We start from the raw sequence: 20,591 nt of genomic DNA on the forward strand, positions 1-20,591 counted from the left end.
GACGCCGAGGGCACGCTGATGTGTCGTTGGGCCGCCTATAGTGGCGCGCCGATCTTCCTGGAGGAGATCGTCAGCCGCCCCCGCCATTCGCTGATCCACCAGAGCCATTGCGCCACCGAGTGCAAGACTGCGATCAATGCCGACGGTTTCGGCATCGCCTGGTACGGCGAACGCCCCGAGCCGGGGCTGTACCGCGACGTGATGCCGGCCTGGTCGGACCCGAACCTGCGCTCGATCACCTCGCAGGTGCGCTCGGGCCTGTTCCTGGCCCATGTCCGCGCTTCGACCGGCACCGCCACCAGCCGCAATAACTGCCATCCCTTCACCCATGGCCGCTGGAGCTTCATGCATAACGGCCAGGTCGGGGGCTGGGACGTGATCCGCCGCGACGCCGACATGCTGATCCCGGACGCGCTCTATCCACACCGCAAGGGCGCGACCGACAGCGAGGCGCTGTTCCTGATCGCCGTGGCCGAAGGGCTGGATGACGATCCACAGGGCGCAATGGAACGCGCCGTGGCCCGGCTCGAGGCCCTGAGCCGCGCGAAAGGCGAGGGCACCCCGATGCGCCTGACCGCCGCCCTGTCGGACGGGCAGCGCCTGTACGCGATCCGCTATGCGACGGACGATCAAGCACCCACGCTCTATCACCGCTGGTCCGAAACGCGCCGGGGGCGGGCGGTGGTGTCCGAACCGCTGGAAGACGGCGAGACGGGCTGGGAAACCGTGCCGCAGGGGTCGTTTTGCGTATTCGATGGGCCCGAGGTTCAGGTCCGCGCGTTCCTGCCGGCGCCTCTCAGTATCGCAGCCTGAGCGCGCCGGGGAAAGAACCTGCTGGCCGGCTTAGCGGCCGTGACAGGCATGGGATTGGCGGATCATTTCTTCCAGCGGCGCGCTCGGGTCGCAGGTCACACCCATATCGCGCAGGAGATGCGGGGATAGCCGCGAGAAATGGTCCAGTGCCCGGGCAAGCTCCCGCTCCTTGCGGCCCCGGCGGATGGCGTCGGCAAGCCGGACAAGTGCGGTGGCGACACTTCCTTGGGTGCGGGCGGCGATCGAGAGTGGGGCGGCGGTGTTCGAGATCATGGTCCGTCTCCTTTCGGGGTGATCCGCATCTTGCGGTATGGAACCAGCCTCTCACGACACTGGATCCCGATCCCGAAAGCCGGCTGAAACTTCGGTGAAATTCCAACGCCCATTGCTGAAAGCTTGACAGAGTTCCAGCCCCTGTCACCCTTTGGGAAACAATGAGGCGATGCCGTGGAAAGCAGGGCAACGAACTCCATCCAGCTGGACGATGCCATGCTTGACCTGGTGGCGGGGACGCTTACCCGGAACGGCTCCATTGTCGCGCTTCGCCCGAAATCCTTCCTTCTGCTCTGCCATCTTGCCTCACGCGGGGGGCAGGTCGTGACGAAATCCGATCTCCTGGACGCCGTTTGGCCGGATGTTTTCGTTACCGAGGATTCGCTGACCCAGGCCATCCGCGATGTGAGGACTGCGTTGAAGGACGAAACCGGTCGGCGTCTTCAGACCATCCGGGGGCGGGGCTACCTGCTGGACACAACCGTCTCCCCGCCGGCCGCTAGGCCGGGAGGCGGGACGCCTTTGCCGCGCCTCGCCGTGCTGCCGTTCCGCCTGCGCCCGGAGCGCGACGACCTTCTGCCCCGACTTGAGATGCTGGGCGAGGAAATCGCGGCAGGCCTCGCCCGCTATCGCACCTTGCGCGTGATTTCATCTGCCTCGGCGCGGCGGGCTGCCAAGGAATTTGACGACCCCGCCGAAATCGCCGCACGGCTCGGGGCCGACTATCTGATCGACGGTGCGGCATTGGCCGGTCAGGATGGTTTCCAGCTGCGCCTTACGCTGATCCGATCCGAATCCGAGGCGCTCGTGTGGAGCGAGACGTTCGACTGTCAGGGCGATGCGATCCTCGATGCCCAGTCCGGGATCGTGCCACGTGTGCTGGCTCACTTGGTCTCGGGGATCGAGACCGAGGGACATGCCCGCGCGCTGACACGCACAACGGAAAGTCTGACCGCCTACGACCACTTCGCCCGCGGTCAGGCGCTTTGGAGCAGCGATGACCCGGAACTCGCCCGGCATTCGCTCGCCCACTATGAGGCCGCAGTCGCTGCTGACCCGGAGTTTGGCCTGGCCTGGACTCATCTCGCCTGGGCGGAACTGGCCTTGAACGACTATTCACTTGCCCCGTCCGACGTCATGCTGCGCGCCGCCGAGCGGGCGAAGCGGGGTGTCGCGCTGGCGCCCTATGACGGCCGGACCCATACAGGGCTGGGCTACATCAAGGCGTTGAGCGGGGATTACTCTGGGGCCACGGCAAATGTCGCGGTCGGCCTTTCACTCAATCCTTCCAGCGTCGACTGCCTGATGGACCATGTAGTCGTGTCGATCTGTCGCGGACGGCCGCTCGAGGCGCTGGCGCTGCTGGATCAGGTGTTGGACCTATGTCCCATGCGCGTCAGCTATGACGCCCATATGCGGGGAGAGGTCTTGTTCATGCTTGGTCGATATTCCGAGGCGGCAGATGCGTTCCTTGGAAGTACAAACCTGTCGAACCGTCGACGCACCTTTCTGGCCGGGATGTTGGCCAAGGCGGGAAGGCACGCGGAGGCCATTGCCCAGCTCGACACAATCGCCCGAGAAGATCCGGATTGGGATCATATCGGAAACGCAAAGCTGGGCTATCGTTATGAAAACGATGCGGATCGCACCCATTTGGAGGATGCGATCCGCCTGGCGATGGAACTCAGGCGCGAAAGCTGATCCGGCCGGCCTTGCGCCTTCGTCCTTACCCCGCCGCCCGGCTCTGCCGCTTGCGTTCGTTGGAGTCCAGCCAACGCTTGCGCAGCCGCACGATCTTGGGCGTGACCTCGACCAGTTCGTCGTCGTCGATATAGGCGATCGACTCCTCGAGGCTCATGCGGACCGGCGTGGTCAGGCGCACGGCCTCGTCAGTGCCCGAGGCGCGGACGTTGGTCAGCTTCTTGCCCTTCAGCGGGTTCACTTCGAGGTCGTTGTCGCGGGAATGCTCGCCGATGATCATCCCCTCATAGACCGCTTCCTGCGCACCGATGAACAGTTTGCCGCGTTCCTCGAGGTTCCACAGCGCATAGGCGACCGATATGCCGTTCTCCATCGAGATCAGCACGCCCTGACGGCGTCCCTGGATCGGGCCCTTGTGCGGTGCCCAGTCGTGGAAGATGCGGTTCAGCACGCCCGTGCCGCGCGTGTCGGTCAGGAACTGGCCCTGATAGCCGATCAGCCCGCGCGACGGGACATGGGCGACGATCCGTGTCTTGCCGACGCCGGCCGGTTTCATCTCGACCAGATCGCCCTTGCGCTCGCCGGTCAGCTTGTCGATGACCGCGCCCGAATACTCGTCATCCACGTCGATGATGACTTCCTCGATCGGTTCCAGCCGCTTGCCGTCCTCTTCCTTGAAGATCACGCGGGGGCGCGAGATCGACAGCTCGAACCCCTCGCGGCGCATGTTCTCGATCAGGACGCCCATCTGCAATTCGCCGCGGCCCGACACCTCGAAGGCCTCACCGCCGGGCGTGTCGGCGACCTTGATCGCGACGTTGGTCTCGGCCTCTTTCATCAGCCGTTCGCGGATGACACGCGACTGGACCTTGTTGCCGTCGCGGCCCGCCAGAGGCGAGTCATTGATGCCGAAGGTCACGGTGATCGTCGGCGGGTCGATCGGCTGGGCGGGCAGGGCGGTGTCGACCTCAAGCGCGCAGAGCGTGTCGGCCACGGTCGCCTTGGTCATGCCGGCTAGCGTGACGATGTCACCGGCGATCGCCTCGTCGATGGCGGTCTGGTTCAGGCCGCGGAAGGCAAGGATCTTGGTGACGCGGAACTGCTCGATCCGCTCGCCGGTGCGCGACAGCGCCTTGAGTGTGGTGCCGACGGTCAGCTTTCCGCTTTCGACGCGGCCGGTCAGGATGCGGCCGATGAAGGGGTCGGCGGACAGGGTGGTCGCCAGCATCCGGAAGGGTTCCGACTGATGGGCCAGCTGCTTCGGCGCAGGAACGTGGCGCACGATCAGGTCGAACAAGGCGTCGAGATTCTTGCGGGGGCCGTCGAGGCTCTCATCCGCCCAACCCGAACGCCCGCTCGCATAGAGATGCGGGAAGTCGAGCTGTTCGTCGGTGGCGCCAAGGTTGGCGAACAGGTCGAACACCTCGTTTAGCGCCCGGTCGGGTTCGGCGTCGGGCTTGTCGACCTTGTTCAGCACCACGATCGGCCGCAGGCCAAGCGCCAGCGCCTTCGATGTCACGAACTTGGTCTGCGGCATCGGGCCTTCGGCGGCATCGACCAGCAGCACCACGCCATCGACCATGCTCAGGATGCGCTCCACCTCGCCGCCGAAATCGGCGTGGCCGGGCGTGTCGACGATGTTGATGCGGGTATCGCCATGCTCGACGCTGGTACACTTCGCCAGGATGGTGATCCCGCGTTCGCGTTCGATGTCGTTGCTGTCCATCGCACGCTCAGTCACCGACTGGTTCTCGCGGAAGGAACCGGACTGTTTCAGCAGCTCATCGACGAGGGTGGTCTTGCCATGGTCGACATGCGCGATGATGGCGATGTTGCGAAGCTCCATCGGGAGGGTCTCTTTCAGATCGGAAGGTTTGGGCGGGCGATACCTCAGCCAAGCCAGAAAGGCCAGCAGAAGATTTTGCAGGCGCAGAAGGGGTGGAAAATCAGGTGGCGACGTAACGGTCGCGGCGGTGATTGATGGCGATGATGAGGTTCAGCACAACCACCCCCGGCAGCGACCAGAGCACCCGGTCGAGCGGCAGGATCATCGCGGCCACGAGGAACAGCGCCGCGTCGAAACCCATCTGCAGCCATCCGGCGCGAACGCCGAAGCGGTCCTGCACCATGACCGCAAGGATGCCGATTCCGCCAAGGCTCGACCCATGACGGAACAGGATCAGCAGACCCACACCGGACAGGACGCCGAACAGGATGCCCGCCAGCAGCGGATCGACCGCGCCAAGCGACAGATAGCGCGGGAGAAGGGCGGAGAAGGCTGACAGGAGGCCGACCGACAGGAAGCTTTTCAGCGTGAAGCCCAGCCCGATCCGCCGGTAGCCCAGCCAGTAGAATGGCAGGTTGATGACGAAGAATACCCAGCCGAAGGCGATGCCGGTCGTGTAGGAGATCAGCAGCGCCAGCCCCGCCGTCTGTCCGGTGATGAAGCCGGCATTGCGCAGGAACTGAAGTGCAAGGGCGCAAAGCAACGTGCCGGTCAGCAGCCCTTGGGCATCATCAAGCGGGCCGTGGCGGACTGGATCGTGCTCAGGCAGCGACATAGCGGTCGCGGCGGTGGTTGATGGCAAGGAACAGGTTGAAGACCGCGGCTCCGATGAAGCTGTAGACGAGCAGGGTCGGTTCAATCATCACGGCCGCCACGGCGAAGATCGCCACGTCGACCACCAGCTGGAAGTACCCGGCCGGAAAACCCGTCTTGTCCTGCAGCATCAGCCCCAGGATCGACAGCCCGCCGAAACTACCGCCATGGCGGACGACCGACAGGGCAGAGAAGCCAAAGAGCGTGCCGAACAGCATCGCCGCAAAGGCGGGCTCGATATGGCCGAACTCGATCCAGCGCGGCAGGATCGCGGTGGCAAGCGTCAGCAGCCCGACCGAGATCGCCGTCTTCAGCGCGAAACGGGCACCCATGCGGACGTAGCCGAGCCAAAGGAACGGCAGGCTGATAGTGAAATAGACCAGCGGAAAGGGCAGGCCGGTCGCATAGCTGACCAGCGCCGCGACGCCGGTGGTCTGACCCGAGACAAAGCCCATATGGGTCATGATCTGCAGGCCCACCGCTCCGACGCAGACGCCGAAGGCGATGCCTTGAATGTCTTCCATCAGCGTGTGGTGGCGCGGGTCGGTCATGGCGTGTCTCCGGGAATTGACACGCTTGTAGCGTGACTCCAATTTTAAGTCAACATTGCTGACCTAGATCGCGGTGCCAGATTGAAAAGGGGCGCCGAATGACGCCCCAATCCCAACGATTCTTCTACGAAAAATCAGAAATTTCGTAGAAATTTCGTCCGTTTCAGCCCTTGAGCGCCTTGTTCAGGTACTCATCGACCTTCTCGAGATAGCCCATGGTCGAGAGCCACTTCTGGTCCGGACCGACCAGCAGGGCGAGGTCCTTGGTCATCCAGCCATCCTCGACCGCATCGACTGTCACCTTTTCCAGCGTCGTGGCGAAGCGCATCAGCGCATCGTTGTTGTCGAGCTTGGCGCGATGCTTCAGGCCGCCGGTCCAAGCGTAGATCGAGGCGACGGAGTTGGTCGAGGTCTCCTTGCCCTTCTGGTGCTCGCGGTAGTGGCGGGTGACAGTGCCATGCGCGGCTTCCGCCTCGACCGTCTTGCCATCGGGTGTCATCAGAACCGAGGTCATCAGGCCGAGCGAGCCGAAGCCCTGCGCGACAGTATCCGACTGCACGTCGCCGTCGTAGTTCTTGCAGGCCCAGACATAGCCGCCCGACCATTTCAGCGCCGAAGCCACCATGTCGTCGATCAGGCGGTGCTCGTAGGTGATGCCGGCCTTCTTGAAGGCGTCGGCGAACTCTTCCTCATAGACCTTCTGGAAGATGTCCTTGAAGCGGCCGTCATAGGCCTTGAGGATGGTGTTCTTGGTCGACAGATACACCGGCCAGCCGAGGTTCAGGCCGTAGTTCAGCGAGGCGCGGGCGAAATCGGTGACCGAGTCGTCGAGGTTGTACATGCCCATGTAGACGCCGGACGAGGGCGCGTCATAGACGTCCTTCTCGATCACGGTGCCGTCGTTGCCGACGAATTTCATCGTCAGCTTGCCGGCGCCGGGGAAGCGGAAATCGGTGGCGCGGTACTGGTCGCCGAAGGCGTGGCGGCCGACGACGATCGGCTTGGTCCAGCCGGGCACAAGGCGCGGTACGTTCCGGCAGATGATCGGCTGGCGGAAGATCACGCCGCCGAGGATGTTGCGGATCGTGCCGTTCGGGCTTTTCCACATCTGCTTCAGGCCGAATTCCTCGACCCGTGCCTCGTCCGGGGTGATGGTCGCGCATTTCACGCCGACGCCGTATTTCTTGATCGCGTTCGCCGCATCGACAGTGATCTGGTCGTTGGTCGCGTCACGCGCCTCGATGCCGAGGTCGTAGTATTTCAGGTCGATGTCGAGATAGGGCAGGATCAGTTTCTTCTTGATGAAGTCCCAGATGATCCGGGTCATCTCGTCGCCGTCGAGTTCGACGACGGGGTTCGCTACCTTGATCTTCGACATGGGTGCCCCTTGCGGTTTGAGATTCGACTGGGGGTCACATAGCGGAATTCGACGGGCTTGGGAAGTATGGTATGCAATGGCATACCGAAATGTCGCGGACCGCTGGCTCAGTTCCCGAAGAAACTCCGGGTCCGAGCGCGGACCCAGACCCACAAGCGCGGTGCCCCGCGCGCGACCTTGGCCCCAACGCGCGTCTCGAGCTGTTCGGCGGTCACATTGTAGGTGATCCAGGTGCCGCCACCCGAGACGAGGTTCTGCATCACCGGCTGCACGCGGTCGAGCGACTTGGCAAAGACCGCGTCGGGGCTTTCGGCCGCCTCGAATTCTTGCCAGAGAGCGCGGAACTCGCTCGCCTGGTCGGCGGGGAGAAGGCCGAAGATCCGCTCGGCCGCGGCAGCCTCGGCCGCAACCACGGCTGCCGAGCCGTGGGCTTCGCCATTGGCGGAGTGGATTGGCACGTCGCCCACGTCGATCTCGACAAGGTCATGAAGAAGCAGCATCCGGATGACCCGGTCGATCTGCACGCCCGGACCGGCCTGATCGGCCAGCACCATGGCGTAAAGCGCCAGGTGCCAGGAATGCTCGCCCGAGTTTTCGGGGCGTGATCCGTCGCCGAGCGTCGTTGCGCGCAGGACCGCTTTCAGCCGGTCGGCTTCGTTGAGAAAGGCGAACTGCGCCGCGAGACGGTCGTCGCCCGCGGTCAATGCCCGATGCTCAGGTCTTTGGGCGCCTCGGGCGCCGTTGCTCCGGTTTCGGCGGCGGTGATCGCGGCTTCGAGGAACTTGCGCCCGCGCCGTTCGGCTAGGCGCAGGCGGATCGAGGTCAGGAAGGCTTCCTGCAGCGTCGTGGAGGAGGCGCCCAGCACGCGGCTTACATCGACATAGAGCCGGTCGTTGCCGAACTTCTCCATCGCCTCGATCGTGTCGCGGGCCAGATTGTCTGCCAGATCGTCGATCAGTGCCATGGGCAGGTCCTCAGCGGGTGCCTTCGGTCAGGCGCCGCTTCACGTAGTCGCTGACCGTCTGGATCATCGGCTTCATATGCGCTTCCTCGTCCTTGAAGAAGTGATCCGCCCCCTCGATCTGCGAGTGGGTGATCTTGATCCCTTTCTGCTCATGCAGCTTGTTGACCAGCGCCGTCGTATCCTTGGGCGGCGCCACGCGGTCGGCGGTGCCGTTGATGATAAGGCCCGAGGACGGGCAGGGTGCGAGGAACGAGAAATCGTACATGTTGGCCGGCGGGCTGACCGAGACGAATCCGGTGATCTCGGGGCGGCGCATCAAGAGTTGCATCCCGATCCAGGCACCAAAGGAGAAACCGGCGACCCAGCAATGCTTGGCGTTCTGGTTCAGCGCCTGCAGGTAGTCGAGCGCCGAGGCGGCGTCCGACAGTTCACCGATCCCCTGATCATACTCGCCCTGACTGCGACCGACCCCGCGGAAGTTGAAGCGCAGCACGGTGAAGCCAAGGTTGTAGAAGGCGTAATGCAGGTTGTAGACAACCTTGTTGTTCATCGTGCCCCCGAACTGCGGATGGGGGTGCAGCACGATGGCGATCGGTGCGTCGCGGTCCTTCTGCGGATGGTAACGGCCTTCGAGGCGCCCCTCGGGGCCTGCAAAGATCACTTCGGGCATTTCGTCGCCTGTCTCTTTCTGATCCGATGAATTGTTGACAAATTCGCTCGGATTATTTAGAACCATTCCAGATTCCGGCGGGGCCGGAGCGGGTCGCAGGTGAGTTAAGCAGCCTTGGCCCGTCCGTCAATTGATCACGTTGCGGGGCGCGACAATGAAACTCTCGACCAAGGGACGTTATGCAATGATGGCGCTGGCCGATCTGGCGCTGGCCCGGCCCGATGACCTCGTGTCGCTGGCTGCAATTTCCAAGCGTCAGGACATCTCGCTGCCCTATCTCGAACAGCTCTTCGTCAAGCTGCGCCGCGCCGGTCTGGTCGAGGCGGCGCGCGGGCCGGGCGGCGGATACAAGCTCGCCCGCGCCCCCGAAGACATTCGCGTGTCCGAGGTCCTGGAGGCCGTGGATGAGACGGTCAGCGCGCTCCATACCGGGGCGGGGGCCACCGGTGGGGTGTCGGGCACACGGGCACAGTCGATGACAAACCGGCTGTGGGAGGGCCTCTCGGCGCATGTCTATGTGTTCCTGCACCAGACGACGCTGGCGGACGTGATCGGCAACGGCATGAAACCCTGCCCGGCGGTGCCGGCGCTGTTCGCGGTGGTGGACGAGTAAGAAAGGGGGCTGTCTGCCCCCTCTTGGCCTGACGGCCAATTCACCCCCGAGGATATTTGGGAACAGAAGAAGGAACAGGGCAGGGCAATGGCACCCCGCGTCTATCTTGACTGGAACGCGACGACGCCGCTGCGCCCCGAGGCGCGGGCGGCAATGGTTGCGACGATGGATGTGGTGGGCAATCCTTCTTCCGTGCATGCCGAAGGCCGCGAGGCCAAGGGGCTGATGGAGCGGGCGCGGATGCAGGTGGCAGCGGCGCTTGGCGCCGAGGGGGCGGACATCGTCTTCGTCTCGGGCGCGACCGAGGCGGCGGCGCTCGCCTGTGCGGGGCGGGGGCTGGTCTGCGCCGACATCGAACATGAGGCGGTCAGTGCCTGGTGTGATGCGCGCCTCGCCGTAGATCGGGACGGTCGCGTTGCCGTTGTGGCCCCCGCCGGAACCGCGCTGCAACTGGCCAATTCCGAAACCGGGGTCATCCAGGACCTGCCCGAGGGGATCGCCGTCAGCGACCTGACGCAGGCCTTCGGCAAGATCCCCTTTGCCTTCAACTGGCTGGGCTGCGCGATGGGATTCGTGTCCGCGCACAAGCTGGGCGGCCCAAAGGGCGTTGGGGCGCTGGTGATCCGCCGCGGCCTTGATGTTGCCTCGCAGCTGAAGGGCGGGGGGCAGGAGATGGGGCGGCGTGCGGGGACGGAAAACCTGATCGGCATCGCGGGCTTCGGGGCTGCAGCCGAGGCGGCGGCGCGGGATCTGGCCGACGGGGCCTGGGAACCGGTCGAGCAATTTAGAAATATTCTAGATGACGCATTGTCGGCTCCGGAATTTAGGACTATTTCAGTCGGAAAAGGCGCGCGACGCCTGCCCAACACGCTTTGCCTCGTCTCGCCGGGCTGGAAGGGCGAGACGCAGGTGATGCAGATGGACCTGGCCGGCTTCGCGGTTTCCGCCGGATCGGCCTGTTCCTCGGGCAAGGTGCGCGCCAGCCGGGTGCTGCGGGCGATGGGATACGACGAAACCGAGGCCTCCTCGGCATTGCGTATCTCTCTTGGGCCCGGGGTGACGGAGGCCGAGGTGATGCGCTTTGCCGAAACCTGGCAGGCGGCCTACCGGCGGTTCGAGGCGCGGCGAGCGTCGTGATTGAGGGTTCAGGCTCTTCCGGGGGCCGGAGAGACGGAAAGGAACGCGGCATGGGCGCGCTCGAAACCGAAGAACAGACCGACCTGAGGGAAGGCGTCGATCGCGAGACGATCCAGACCGTCAAGGCGATGTCCGGGACCTACAAGTATGGCTGGGACACCGAGATCGAGACCGAATACGCGCCCAAGGGCGTGAACGAGGACATCGTTCGCCTCATCAGCGAGAAGAACGGCGAGCCGGAGTGGATGCTCGACTGGCGTCTGGCCGCCTATCGCCGTTGGGTGCAGATGGAAGAGCCGCGGTGGGCGATGCTCCACTATCCCGTGATCGACTATCAGGACCAGTATTACTTCGCCAAGCCGAAGAGCATGGCGGTGAAGCCGAAGAGCCTTGACGAGGTCGATCCGAAGCTGCTGGCCACCTACGAAAAGCTCGGCATCCCGCTGAAGGAACAGATGATTCTGGCCGGTGTCGAGGGGACCGAGACGCGCAAGGTCGCGGTCGATGCGGTGTTCGACTCCGTCTCGGTCGGGACGACCTTCAAGGAAGAGCTGAAGAAGGCCGGCGTCATCTTCTGCGCGATTTCCGAGGCGATCCGCGAATATCCTGAGCTGGTGAAGAAGTATCTCGGTTCGGTCGTGCCGCAATCGGACAACTTCTTTGCGACGCTCAATTCGGCGGTCTTCTCGGACGGGTCCTTTGTCTACATCCCCGAGGGCGTGCGCTGCCCGATGGAGCTTTCGACCTATTTCCGCATTAATGCCGAGAATACCGGCCAGTTCGAGCGCACGCTGATCATCGCCGAAAAAGGCTCTTACGTGAGCTACCTCGAAGGCTGCACCGCGCCCAAGCGTGATACCCACCAATTGCATGCGGCGGTGGTCGAGATCGTGGTGCTTGACGATGCCGAGGTGAAGTATTCCACCGTCCAGAACTGGTACCCGGGCGATGCCGAGGGCAGGGGCGGGATCTACAACTTCGTCACCAAGCGCGCCGATTGCCGGGGCGCGCGGTCGAAAGTGATGTGGACACAGGTCGAGACCGGATCGGCGATCACCTGGAAATATCCCTCCTGCATCTTGCGGGGCGAGGAGGCCCAAGGCGAATTCTACTCGATCGCCATCGCCAACAACGCCCAGCAGGCCGATACCGGCACCAAGATGGTCCATCTGGGCCGCAACACCAAGTCTCGGATCGTCTCCAAGGGGATCAGCGCGGGCAGGGCGCAGAACACCTATCGGGGCCTCGTCTCGATGCATCCGCGCGCGACGGGCAGCCGCAACTACACCCAGTGCGACAGCCTGCTGATCGGCGACAAATGCGGGGCGCACACGGTTCCCTATATCGAGGTCAAGAACAACTCCTCGCGCTGCGAGCATGAGGCGACGACCTCGAAGGTGGACGAGGACCAGCTGTTCTACTGCCGCTCGCGCGGCATGGACGAGGAACAGGCGGTGGCGCTGGTGGTGAACGGCTTCGTCAAGGACGTGCTCCAGACGCTGCCGATGGAGTTCGCCATGGAAGCGCAGGCGCTGGTGGCGATCAGCCTGGAAGGCTCGGTCGGCTGAGGAATTGCAGCGCAGGCGGCCAAGGGCCCCGCGCCGGTATCGGATGGGAAGAAAGATGCTTGAGATCAAGAACCTGCACGTGAAACTTGAGGAAGAAGACAAGCCGATCCTCAAGGGCGTCAACCTGACGGTCGAGGCCGGCAAGGTCCATGCGATCATGGGGCCGAACGGGTCGGGCAAGTCCACGCTCTCCTATGTTCTGGCGGGCCGCGAGGGCTATGCGGTGACGGAAGGGTCGGCCACGCTCGACGGCGAAGACCTGCTGGCGCTTGAGCCGGAAGAGCGGGCGGCGGCTGGGCTGTTCCTGGCCTTCCAGTACCCGGTCGAGATCCCCGGCGTCGGCAACATGACCTTCCTGCGCACCGCGGTGAACGCGCAGCGCAAGGCGCGCGGGGAAGAGGAGATGAGCGCGGGCGACTTCCTGAAGGTCGTGCGCGAAAAGGCCAAGCGGCTGAAGATCGACGCCGAGATGCTGAAGCGCCCGGTCAATGTCGGCTTCTCGGGCGGGGAGAAGAAGCGCAACGAGATCCTGCAGATGGCGATGCTCGAGCCGAAGATGTGCATCCTCGACGAGACGGATTCGGGCCTTGACGTGGACGCGATGAAACTTGTGTCGGAGGGCGTGAACGCGCTGCGCGATGCCGGGCGCGCTTTCCTCGTTATCACGCATTATCAACGGCTTCTGGACCATATCGCACCCGATGTCGTGCATATCATGGCGGATGGCCGCATCGTGAAGACCGGGGGGCCGGAACTGGCGCTCGAGGTCGAGAAGAACGGCTATGCCGACATCCTTGCGGAGACGCTCTGATGGCGGTGCCGCAGGCAAAGGTTGACGCGCTGGCCGCCCGGATCGCCGGACTGTCCTTTGAGCGCGAGGGCTGGCTGGGTGCGGCACGGGTGGAGGCCCTTTCGCGGCTTTCGTCGATGGGCCTGCCGGGCAAGCGCGACGAATACTGGCGCTACACTGACCCGACCGATCTGATCCAGCCGCGGACTGCGACGGCCGCGCTGTTCGACGCGGGCGATGAACCTCCGGTGTTCGATGCGATCGACCGGATCACGCTGGTCTTCGTCGATGGCGTGTTCGATGCCGCTGCTTCGGATGATCCGGCGCTGGCCGGGGTCGAGATAACGCGGCTTTCCCAGGCGCCCGACCTGCACTGGGCGCGCGATCTGTACGGCGTGCTCGAGGCACGCGGCCAGTCCCCCGTGCAGCGGCCGCTTGCGGCGCTCGCCACGGCCTTTGCCACCGACGGTCTGTTGATCCGGGTGACGGGGAAGGCGGCGAAGCCGGTTTCGCTGGTCTATCGCCATGACTCCGAGACCTCGGATGCGATCCTGCATCACTGCGTCCGGCTCGACCCGGGGGCGGAACTGACGCTTCTGGAAAGCGGTCCGGGCGCCGCGCGCTTTACCACCGCGATGGAGGTCGAGGTTGCCGATGGCGCCCGCTTCCACCATGTCCGGGTGCAGGGGCGCGACCATCAGCGTCGTGCTGCGACCCATGTCTTTGCCCGCCTCGGGGCCGAAAGCCTGTTCAAATCCTTCACCCTGACGGCAAACGGCGTTCTGACCCGTAACGAGGTCGTGCTGGAGCTTGCGGGAGACGATGGCGTGGCCCATGTGGCCGGGGCCGCGATGGGCGATGGTGCGTTCCACCACGACGACACCGTGTTCATCACCCATGACGCCGAGCGCTGTGAAAGCCGCCAGGTGTTCAAGAAGGTGCTCAAGCACGGCGCAGTCGGCGTGTTCCAGGGCAAGATCCTGGTCAAGCAGGGTGCCCAGAAGACCGACGGCTATCAGATCAGCCAATCGCTGCTTCTGGACGAGGACTGTCAGTTCCTCGCCAAGCCCGAACTCGAGATCTATGCCGACGACGTGAAATGCTCGCATGGCTCGACGTCAGGGGCGATCGACGAGACGGCGCTGTTCTACCTGCGGTCGCGGGGCGTGCCGCTCCGGTCGGCGCAGGCACTTCTGGTGCTGGCGTTCTTGGCCGAGGCGATTGGCGAGATCGAGGATGAACTGATCGTCGAGGATATCCGCCAGCGGCTGGAAAACTGGCTCGCGCGCCACGAATACTGAGACCGGACCTCATGCCCGTCACCACCGACATCGTCGAAAGCTGGCGCAATCCGCGCGCGGTACTGCGGCGACGCCTAGATAGCGCGCGGGAAGCCGATGCTCTGGCGGTGCTGATGGCGGCCTGCGGGCTGATCTTCGTGTCGCAATGGCCGGGTCTGGCGCGGGCGGCGCATCTGGATCCGTCGATTCCGCTGGATGCACGACTGGGCGGAGCGCTGCTGGGCGCGGTGTTCCTGCTCCCGCCCATCGCATATGGCATCGCGGCGCTGAGCCATCTTGTGGCACGCGCCTTCGGCGGCAAGGGCGACTGGCTGGGCGCGCGGCTGGCCCTGTTCTGGGCGTTGCTGGCCGTCAGTCCGCTGATGCTGCTGCAGGGGCTGGTGGCGGGATTTATGGGCAAGGGGCCGGCGCTGACCCTCGTCGGGGCAGGGGTGGGACTGGTCTTTGTCCTGCAATGGATACTCGGGTTGATCGAGGCGGAGCGCGGCTGATGGCTTGGTCCCTGGACGATATCTGGAGCGAAGCGCGGTTGACGTTGTCAGACCCGCGGTTGGGTGCACGCCGGATTCTGGCGCTGAACCTGCCGATGGCTGCGCGCTGGACAGCGGTTGGAGCGATTTCCGCGATCTCCGCTGTGCTGTTCCATGTGGCATTGCGGCTTTTGCCGACGGATGGGGCCGACCCTGTTTCCACCTTTGCCGGCAGCCCGCTGTTTACGGCGCTGTTGCAGGGGTTCATCATCGTGGCGGGTGCCGCCGGTATCTTCCTTATGGGCCGCATTCGGGGCGGGCGGGGCAGCTTCCCGGATGCGCTAATCCTGTTCTGCTGGCTGCAAGCGCTGATGCTGGTCTTGCAGGTCCTGCAGATCCTGGCCTTCATCCTCGTCCCGCTGCTGGGCGACATCGCCAGTCTTGCCATCGTCGTGGTGTTCTTCTGGCTTCTGACCAGTTTCACGATGGAGTTGCACGGCTTCACCTCGCGGCTGGCCGTTCTGGCCGGCATCGTGCTGGTCTTCTTCGGCGTCGCCTTCGTGCTGTCGGTGATCCTGCTGATGTTCGGGCTTGGCCCGGAGATGGGACCTTGACCATGTACGACGTCCATGCGATCCGGCGCGACTTTCCGATCCTGTCGCGGCAGGTGAACGGAAAGCCGCTGGTCTATCTCGACAACGGCGCCTCGGCGCAGAAACCGCAGGTGGTGATCGACGCGATCACCCAGGCCTATTCCATGGAATATGCCAATGTTCACCGTGGCTTGCATTTCCTTTCGAATCTCGCGACCGAGAAGTATGAAGCGGTGCGCGGCAAGGTTGCCCGCTTCCTGAACGCCGGATCCGAGGATGAGATCGTCTTCACCACCGGCACGACCGAGGGGATTAACCTGATTTCCTACGCCTGGGCCGCCCCGCGGCTTCAGGCCGGGGACGAGATCGTGCTCTCGATCATGGAGCACCACGCCAACATCGTGCCCTGGCACTTCCTGCGCGACCGGCAGGGCGTGGTGCTGAAATGGGTCGAGGTGGACGCGAAGGGCGATCTTGACCCGCAGGCGGTGATCGATGCAATCGGGCCGCGGACGAAACTCGTCGCCGTCACCCATATGTCGAATGTGCTCGGCACCAAGGTCGATGTCGAGGCGATCTGCCGAGGCGCCCGCGAGAAGGGCGTTCCGGTGCTGGTCGATGGCAGCCAGGCGGCGGTGCACATGCCGGTCGATGTCCAGGCGATCGGCTGCGATTTCTACGCAATCACCGGCCACAAGCTCTACGGGCCGAGCGGGTCCGGCGCCATCTACATCCGGGCGGACCGTCAGGCCGAGATGCGCCCGTTCCTCGGCGGCGGCGACATGATCCGCGAGGTCACCCGCGACATGGTCACTTGGGCCGATCCGCCGATGAAGTTCGAGGCCGGCACACCCGGCATCGTCCAGCAGATCGGGCTTGGCGTGGCGCTCGACTATCTGACCGCGCTCGGCATGGAGAATGTCGCCGCCCATGAGCGGACCCTTCGTGACTATGCCCGCGCGCGGCTCGCCGGGCTGAACTGGCTCAACGTGCAGGGCCAGTCGGAGGGGAAGGGCGCGATCTTCTCCTTCACGTTGCAGGGCGCGGCCCATGCCCATGACATCTCGACCGTCCTCGATCAGCGCGGGATCGCCGTGCGCGCCGGCACCCATTGCGCGATGCCGCTGATGCAGAGCCTGGGCGTCGGCGCCACCTGCCGCGCGTCCTTCGGGCTCTACAACACGGTCGAGGAAGTGGATGCGCTGGTCTCGGCACTGGAGCTTTGCCACGACCTCTTTGGCTGAGAGGAACAAGCGGCATTGCCACGGTGCAGGTCACGGGCCTAGGCTTCGCAGAAAGCCAGGGAGGTGACGATGCGACTGACGACGATCTGCGTGCTGTTGACCTGCTCGATTCCGATCCAGGCACTTGCCGATCCGGCGGTGGTGGATCCAAATGCCTTGTTCCCCGAAGGGCCGGTGGTGGTGGCGGACAAGCTCCTCTACGCCGAATACGCCGGAAACGACGTGAAGGTCTGGGACGGCTCCCAGATCACAACTCTGTGGAAGCAGGATGGCTGCGGCCCCTCGGCGGTGGTGCCTCTTGCCGAGGGCTATGGCATCACCTGCTACGACTCGGGACAGTTGGTGGTGATCTCTGCGGATGGCGCAACGGTCCGGACCTATGCCGATGCCGGCGGCGCGGCGCTTCAGGGGCCCAACGACGGCGCTCCGGATGGCAAGGGCGGTGCCTGGTTCACGATGTCGGGCCCCTGGGAAGCCGGGCCGATTGTCGGTCGGGTCGTGCATCTTGCCGCCGACGGGACGCTGAGCGAGGTCGCCAACGACCTGCATTATGCCAATGGCATCGTCCTTGGTCCGGATGGCCGGTTGTATGTGAATGAATCCGAGGCGGGCCGTACCATCTCCTTCGCGGTAGGCGCCGATGGCTCGCTGTCGGACCGTCGGCTTTTCGACCGCTACTATCAGCTCGGCGAGGCGTCGGACGTCTATCCTGACGGCATCAAGCTCGGCCCGAACGGCAATTTCTTCGTCGGCCTCTACAGCACGGGCGCGATCCTTGAAGTCGCTCCTGACGGCAAGCTCGTGACGCGGCACGAGGTCCCGTCCAAGGCGGCGCCGAACCTTGCCTTCAGCGCCGACGGCAAGACGATGTACGTGACGGCCGTCGACAACAAGGACGGTGCCCCTTACGAGGGCAAGGTCTACGCCGTGTCACTGCCCTGACAGGTCGCGCGCGAGAAAGCCGGTTGCAGCCTCGCGCGCCCCAAGTTATAGACCGCCGCACGCACCCGTAGCTCAGCTGGATAGAGCGTTGCCCTCCGAAGGCAAAGGCCACACGTTCGAATCGTGTCGGGTGCGCCAATCTTCCTGCCGCACTCCTCCCTCTCCCGAGAGAACAACAGGAGTTCGACCTCTGGTGATCTTCTCTGTGTGCCGAAGTCCCGCGATCAGGTTGCAGGAGATGAGAGCGGCCCTTTGCAGCTTTGCCTTCACTTCTATCTGATAGAAGGAGACCTGATAGTCCGGCCAAGGGGTCAACAGTGGTGCCCGGCGACATACTCGCCGCCGGGACCCTTCACTGAAGCCAGAGTGCGAACAGACCCACGAAGATGAAGACGAAAAGAACGAGGACGATGGCGATGATGCCGAACCGTCCATTGCCTTCTGCCTCAAGGCCGTGGTCTTTCGCTGTCAGGCGCAATTTGATGGAGGGGGGAGGGTCCTTCACCTTCTGCGTCCTTCTGCGTCGGTCCCCCTCGCTAGGTCCGATTTTGCGTTGCCCGATGGTCGAGGCTGTGTCAGAAATCAAGTTGCGGACCTTGAGACGACACCCATCAGAGCAGCCGGGGACCAACACTAGATGTGGTGTGGTTAACGGCTGCTCGACCAATCTGTGGGTCGTCCAGAAATTCGTCAATGCCTGATAACTCTGTGCGAAAACTGGTGGAAATCCCGGTGGAGTGTCCCAACGAGTGGGTATTTCTAGTTGTGCGAGCGTCGTGCGGCACAAGATATAGAAGCTCAGCCCAGCCGATCTGCTCCTGAACACCCATTCGGGAATCAGTTATCCACATAGCTTCGCGAAGTTTTTTCCGCAGTCGCCGACGGGTCGATTGACTTCAGGTCCACATTCGGGTCCCCTCAAGGTCCACCCCGGGGAAGGCCACTTCGTGCAACCCGTTGAAATATATGGCTGCCGGAGCATTCGATTTTCGCTGTGGCTGCCTGTCGGGCGCGCCAATCTTCCTGCCGTTCGGGAACGAGGCCGGGCGCCTGTGTCCGGTGCTCGACCAACGCAGATCAAGACAGGGCGCGTCAGATCGGCCGTGCCGGATTGCCCACCACTCGCGAACCCGCAGCCACATTGCGAGTGACGACAGCGCCCGCGCCGACGATGGCTCCGTCACCCACAGTTACGCCTGGCAGAAGAATCGCACCGCCACCGATCCATACATCTTCGCCGATGCTGACTGGCAACGCCCGCTCCAAACCACGGCGCCGCTCATCGAGCCCATGGGCATGGTCGGCGCAGTAGATATGCACTGCCGGTCCGAGCATCGTCCGCCGCCCGATCCCGACAGGTGCCGAGTCGAGGATGACGCAGCCTGCATTGATATAGACTTGCTCGCCAAGCGAGAGGTTCCGGCCATAGGCGGTGTGGAAGGGGGCCTCGATGAAGACGCCCTCACCGATAGCGGCGAATAGTGCTGCGAGTTCCGGCGCACAGGGGCCACGTTTGGCTGGCTCCATGGTGGTGTGCCGCCAGCATGCGTGCCGTGCGACATCGCGAAGCGCCGCCAACTCGGGCGTCATGCAGGAATACCAGCGTCCGTCGGCCACTTCGGCCAACGCTGCGGGAGGCGAATGGAGGACTGTCATCTGTGTGGTCACTTAGCAGCGGCGCGGGGCACTCGCAGTCAAGGTTCTGAAGAGAGACTATAGCCGAAAAAGACCGACGCCGGCAGAAAGTTCTTCTCACTGTTTGCCGCGTTTTCCGACGGCGCTTCACAAAGAAGAGCCGCACCAAATGTAAGGTCTCGAAATTCTAATTATGCCGCAATAACATAGCGGTTTCCGGTTTTATCTCTTGGCGTGCGGCAGTATCCCTCTACTTAAGAAGGATTTCCGTGCGACAGCCCTGAAGGCTGATGTCCTCCCGCTGTCGTCAAGCCTCGCAAACGTAGCTGGCTGTGCGGATGCGGCGCTCCCGAAGATTGATCACCTGATTTCGCGCCATGGCGGGGAAGTCATTTCCGAGGAAAGCCTGGAACGTGACTGCCGGGGCCGCGATCGCCATGCGCTTGGCCACCTCCTCGAACCAGAGCTGCCCTTCTTCCGTCGAGTCCTCTACCTGGAGAATGGTGAAACCGGCATTCGAAAGAAGCGCGGTCACGGCGTCAGGCGTAGCGAGATGGCTGATGGAGGGCTCTCGCGCCCAGGGGACCGGATACAGGACGTCCCCACCTTCGCCCTGAAGCACGTCATAGACAACGAAGCGACCACCCGGTTTCAGGATGCGTTTGGCTTCCGCATACATCCGATCCTTGGCCGCAATGTTCATGGCCACATGTATGGTCATGGCGGCGTCAAACTCGGCATCGCCAAATGGCAGCCGGGTCGCATCGCCTTGCCGGAAGTTGACGCGGTCAGACAGGCCGACCCAGCCGCTGAGTGCGGTCGCGGCATCACAGAACGCCTGAGTGATATCGATGCCCGTCACATGGCAGCCAAAGGACTCGGCCAACGTTCGTGCGGGTCCTCCCAGACCGCTGCCGATATCCAGCACGCGCGAGGTCGGCCCAAGCTGCAGGAATTCCGCCAACTCGAGTGTCGCCTTGCGGCCGCGGATGTGAAACTCGTCGACCGTCGCGAGATCGGCCGTCGTGAGCCTGTCCATGTCCTTGCCGGCTCTGCGCAGGCTGTCCGCAATCACGCCGGTAAGATCGCTGTCGCTGCTGTAGTGACTTGCCACATCTTCAGACACAGCCGTCCCTCCTCCAAGTCGCCCGCCAGGCGTTCCAGCCTGCAGATCCCTTGTTCCGGGAGCATGATCGCATCTTCAGGGCGATCTGGGAACTGCTTCGTCGCGGGCGACGACGTTGATCCCTGCTCGTTGCATCCGGTGGCTTCCCTGGCTGGACGTCGCCGGGCGGTAGAAACCTGCCGGCATCCGTGTTTTTTCCGCGCCGCGAACCGGACCGGGTGCC

At 63.8% G+C, this 20,591-nt stretch carries 22 protein-coding genes and 1 tRNA gene; 12 read left to right on the top strand and 11 right to left on the bottom strand.

Going from position 1 to position 20,591, the window contains the following annotated elements; genetic code table 11:
* Nucleotides 1-18: 18 nt before the first annotated feature.
* Nucleotides 19-813, top strand: a complete 795-nt coding sequence (locus L0V05_RS13875; protein ID WP_234871437.1) for a class II glutamine amidotransferase — start codon at nucleotides 19-21, stop codon at nucleotides 811-813.
* 30 nt (nucleotides 814-843) lie between these two features.
* Here L0V05_RS13875 and L0V05_RS13880 read toward each other — a convergent pair whose 3' ends face one another.
* Complete coding sequence (locus L0V05_RS13880; protein WP_234871439.1) at nucleotides 844-1,086, bottom strand: hypothetical protein; 243 nt, start codon at nucleotides 1,084-1,086, stop codon at nucleotides 844-846.
* A gap of 174 nt (nucleotides 1,087-1,260) precedes the next feature.
* Between L0V05_RS13880 and L0V05_RS13885 the strand changes: the two genes are divergently transcribed.
* Complete coding sequence (locus L0V05_RS13885) at nucleotides 1,261-2,787, top strand: winged helix-turn-helix domain-containing protein (protein ID WP_234871441.1); 1,527 nt, start codon at nucleotides 1,261-1,263, stop codon at nucleotides 2,785-2,787.
* A gap of 25 nt (nucleotides 2,788-2,812) precedes the next feature.
* Here the strand turns inward: L0V05_RS13885 and typA are convergent, their stop codons facing one another.
* The 7 genes from typA to L0V05_RS13920 all read right to left on the bottom strand — a co-directional run bounded on the left by typA (nucleotide 2,813) and on the right by L0V05_RS13920 (nucleotide 8,949).
* Nucleotides 2,813-4,633, bottom strand: coding sequence for a translational GTPase TypA (gene typA, locus L0V05_RS13890; protein WP_234871443.1), 1,821 nt, complete (start codon nucleotides 4,631-4,633; stop codon nucleotides 2,813-2,815).
* A gap of 100 nt (nucleotides 4,634-4,733) precedes the next feature.
* A complete protein-coding gene (locus tag L0V05_RS13895) occupies nucleotides 4,734-5,348 on the bottom strand; it encodes a YitT family protein (RefSeq protein ID WP_234871445.1) in 615 nt (204 codons plus the stop codon).
* Nucleotides 5,335-5,937: a YitT family protein gene (locus L0V05_RS13900; RefSeq protein ID WP_234871447.1), complete on the bottom strand. Its 603-nt coding sequence runs from the start codon at nucleotides 5,935-5,937 to the stop codon at nucleotides 5,335-5,337. Before L0V05_RS13900 ends, L0V05_RS13895 begins: the two co-directional genes overlap by 14 nt.
* A 163-nt stretch (nucleotides 5,938-6,100) precedes the next feature.
* Nucleotides 6,101-7,315 (bottom strand): NADP-dependent isocitrate dehydrogenase, encoded by a 1,215-nt coding sequence (locus L0V05_RS13905; protein ID WP_234871448.1) that lies wholly within the window; start codon nucleotides 7,313-7,315, stop codon nucleotides 6,101-6,103.
* A 107-nt stretch (nucleotides 7,316-7,422) separates the two neighbouring features.
* On the bottom strand, nucleotides 7,423-8,019 hold the full coding sequence (locus tag L0V05_RS13910; protein WP_234871450.1) for an HD domain-containing protein: 597 nt from the start codon (nucleotides 8,017-8,019) through the stop codon (nucleotides 7,423-7,425).
* Nucleotides 8,016-8,279 carry a hypothetical protein gene (locus L0V05_RS13915; RefSeq protein WP_234871452.1) on the bottom strand — a complete coding sequence of 88 codons (264 nt, stop codon included), beginning with the start codon at nucleotides 8,277-8,279 and terminating at the stop codon, nucleotides 8,016-8,018. Before L0V05_RS13915 ends, L0V05_RS13910 begins: the two co-directional genes overlap by 4 nt.
* A gap of 10 nt (nucleotides 8,280-8,289) precedes the next feature.
* Entirely contained in the window at nucleotides 8,290-8,949 is a 660-nt protein-coding gene (locus L0V05_RS13920) for an alpha/beta hydrolase (protein WP_234871454.1), read from the bottom strand.
* Between the two features lie 154 nt (nucleotides 8,950-9,103).
* Here L0V05_RS13920 and iscR point away from each other — a divergent pair, with 154 nt between their 5' ends.
* From iscR to L0V05_RS13970, 10 genes are all read left to right on the top strand, one after another.
* Nucleotides 9,104-9,562, top strand: coding sequence for a Fe-S cluster assembly transcriptional regulator IscR (iscR, locus tag L0V05_RS13925; RefSeq protein WP_234871456.1), 459 nt, complete (start codon nucleotides 9,104-9,106; stop codon nucleotides 9,560-9,562).
* Between the two features lie 87 nt (nucleotides 9,563-9,649).
* Nucleotides 9,650-10,699, top strand: coding sequence for a cysteine desulfurase family protein (locus tag L0V05_RS13930; protein WP_234871458.1), 1,050 nt, complete (start codon nucleotides 9,650-9,652; stop codon nucleotides 10,697-10,699).
* 50 nt (nucleotides 10,700-10,749) lie between these two features.
* Nucleotides 10,750-12,267, top strand: a complete 1,518-nt coding sequence (sufB, locus tag L0V05_RS13935; protein WP_234871460.1) for a Fe-S cluster assembly protein SufB — start codon at nucleotides 10,750-10,752, stop codon at nucleotides 12,265-12,267.
* A gap of 55 nt (nucleotides 12,268-12,322) precedes the next feature.
* Entirely contained in the window at nucleotides 12,323-13,078 is a 756-nt protein-coding gene (gene sufC / locus L0V05_RS13940) for a Fe-S cluster assembly ATPase SufC (RefSeq protein WP_234871462.1), read from the top strand.
* Nucleotides 13,078-14,358 (top strand): SufB/SufD family protein, encoded by a 1,281-nt coding sequence (locus L0V05_RS13945; RefSeq protein WP_234871464.1) that lies wholly within the window; start codon nucleotides 13,078-13,080, stop codon nucleotides 14,356-14,358. The genes sufC and L0V05_RS13945 overlap by 1 nt, the downstream gene beginning before the upstream one ends.
* Before the next feature lie 11 nt (nucleotides 14,359-14,369).
* Nucleotides 14,370-14,849: a YIP1 family protein gene (locus L0V05_RS13950; RefSeq protein WP_234871466.1), complete on the top strand. Its 480-nt coding sequence runs from the start codon at nucleotides 14,370-14,372 to the stop codon at nucleotides 14,847-14,849.
* Nucleotides 14,849-15,442 (top strand): Yip1 family protein, encoded by a 594-nt coding sequence (locus tag L0V05_RS13955; protein ID WP_234871468.1) that lies wholly within the window; start codon nucleotides 14,849-14,851, stop codon nucleotides 15,440-15,442. Before L0V05_RS13950 ends, L0V05_RS13955 begins: the two co-directional genes overlap by 1 nt.
* Before the next feature lie 2 nt (nucleotides 15,443-15,444).
* The gene (locus L0V05_RS13960) at nucleotides 15,445-16,665 is read left to right on the top strand and encodes a cysteine desulfurase (protein WP_234872199.1); all 1,221 of its coding nucleotides are present in this window, start codon (nucleotides 15,445-15,447) and stop codon (nucleotides 16,663-16,665) included.
* Between the two features lie 69 nt (nucleotides 16,666-16,734).
* A complete protein-coding gene (locus tag L0V05_RS13965; RefSeq protein WP_234871470.1) occupies nucleotides 16,735-17,607 on the top strand; it encodes an SMP-30/gluconolactonase/LRE family protein in 873 nt (290 codons plus the stop codon).
* 61 nt (nucleotides 17,608-17,668) lie between these two features.
* Nucleotides 17,669-17,745: transfer RNA gene (locus L0V05_RS13970), tRNA-Arg, on the top strand.
* A 214-nt stretch (nucleotides 17,746-17,959) separates the two neighbouring features.
* On the opposite strand, the gene L0V05_RS13975 is transcribed toward L0V05_RS13970, so the two are convergent.
* From L0V05_RS13975 to L0V05_RS13985, 3 genes are all read right to left on the bottom strand, one after another.
* Nucleotides 17,960-18,112: a hypothetical protein gene (locus L0V05_RS13975; protein ID WP_234871472.1), complete on the bottom strand. Its 153-nt coding sequence runs from the start codon at nucleotides 18,110-18,112 to the stop codon at nucleotides 17,960-17,962.
* Nucleotides 18,113-18,699: 587 nt separating this feature from the next.
* Entirely contained in the window at nucleotides 18,700-19,263 is a 564-nt protein-coding gene (locus tag L0V05_RS13980) for a sugar O-acetyltransferase (RefSeq protein ID WP_234871474.1), read from the bottom strand.
* A 286-nt stretch (nucleotides 19,264-19,549) separates the two neighbouring features.
* Nucleotides 19,550-20,368 carry a class I SAM-dependent methyltransferase gene (locus L0V05_RS13985; RefSeq protein WP_234871476.1) on the bottom strand — a complete coding sequence of 273 codons (819 nt, stop codon included), beginning with the start codon at nucleotides 20,366-20,368 and terminating at the stop codon, nucleotides 19,550-19,552.
* Between the last annotated feature and the right edge of the window lie 223 nt (nucleotides 20,369-20,591).

The organism is Alitabrizicola rongguiensis (genome assembly GCF_021491355.1).
Taxonomy (GTDB): Bacteria; Pseudomonadota; Alphaproteobacteria; order Rhodobacterales; family Rhodobacteraceae; genus Aliitabrizicola; species Aliitabrizicola rongguiensis.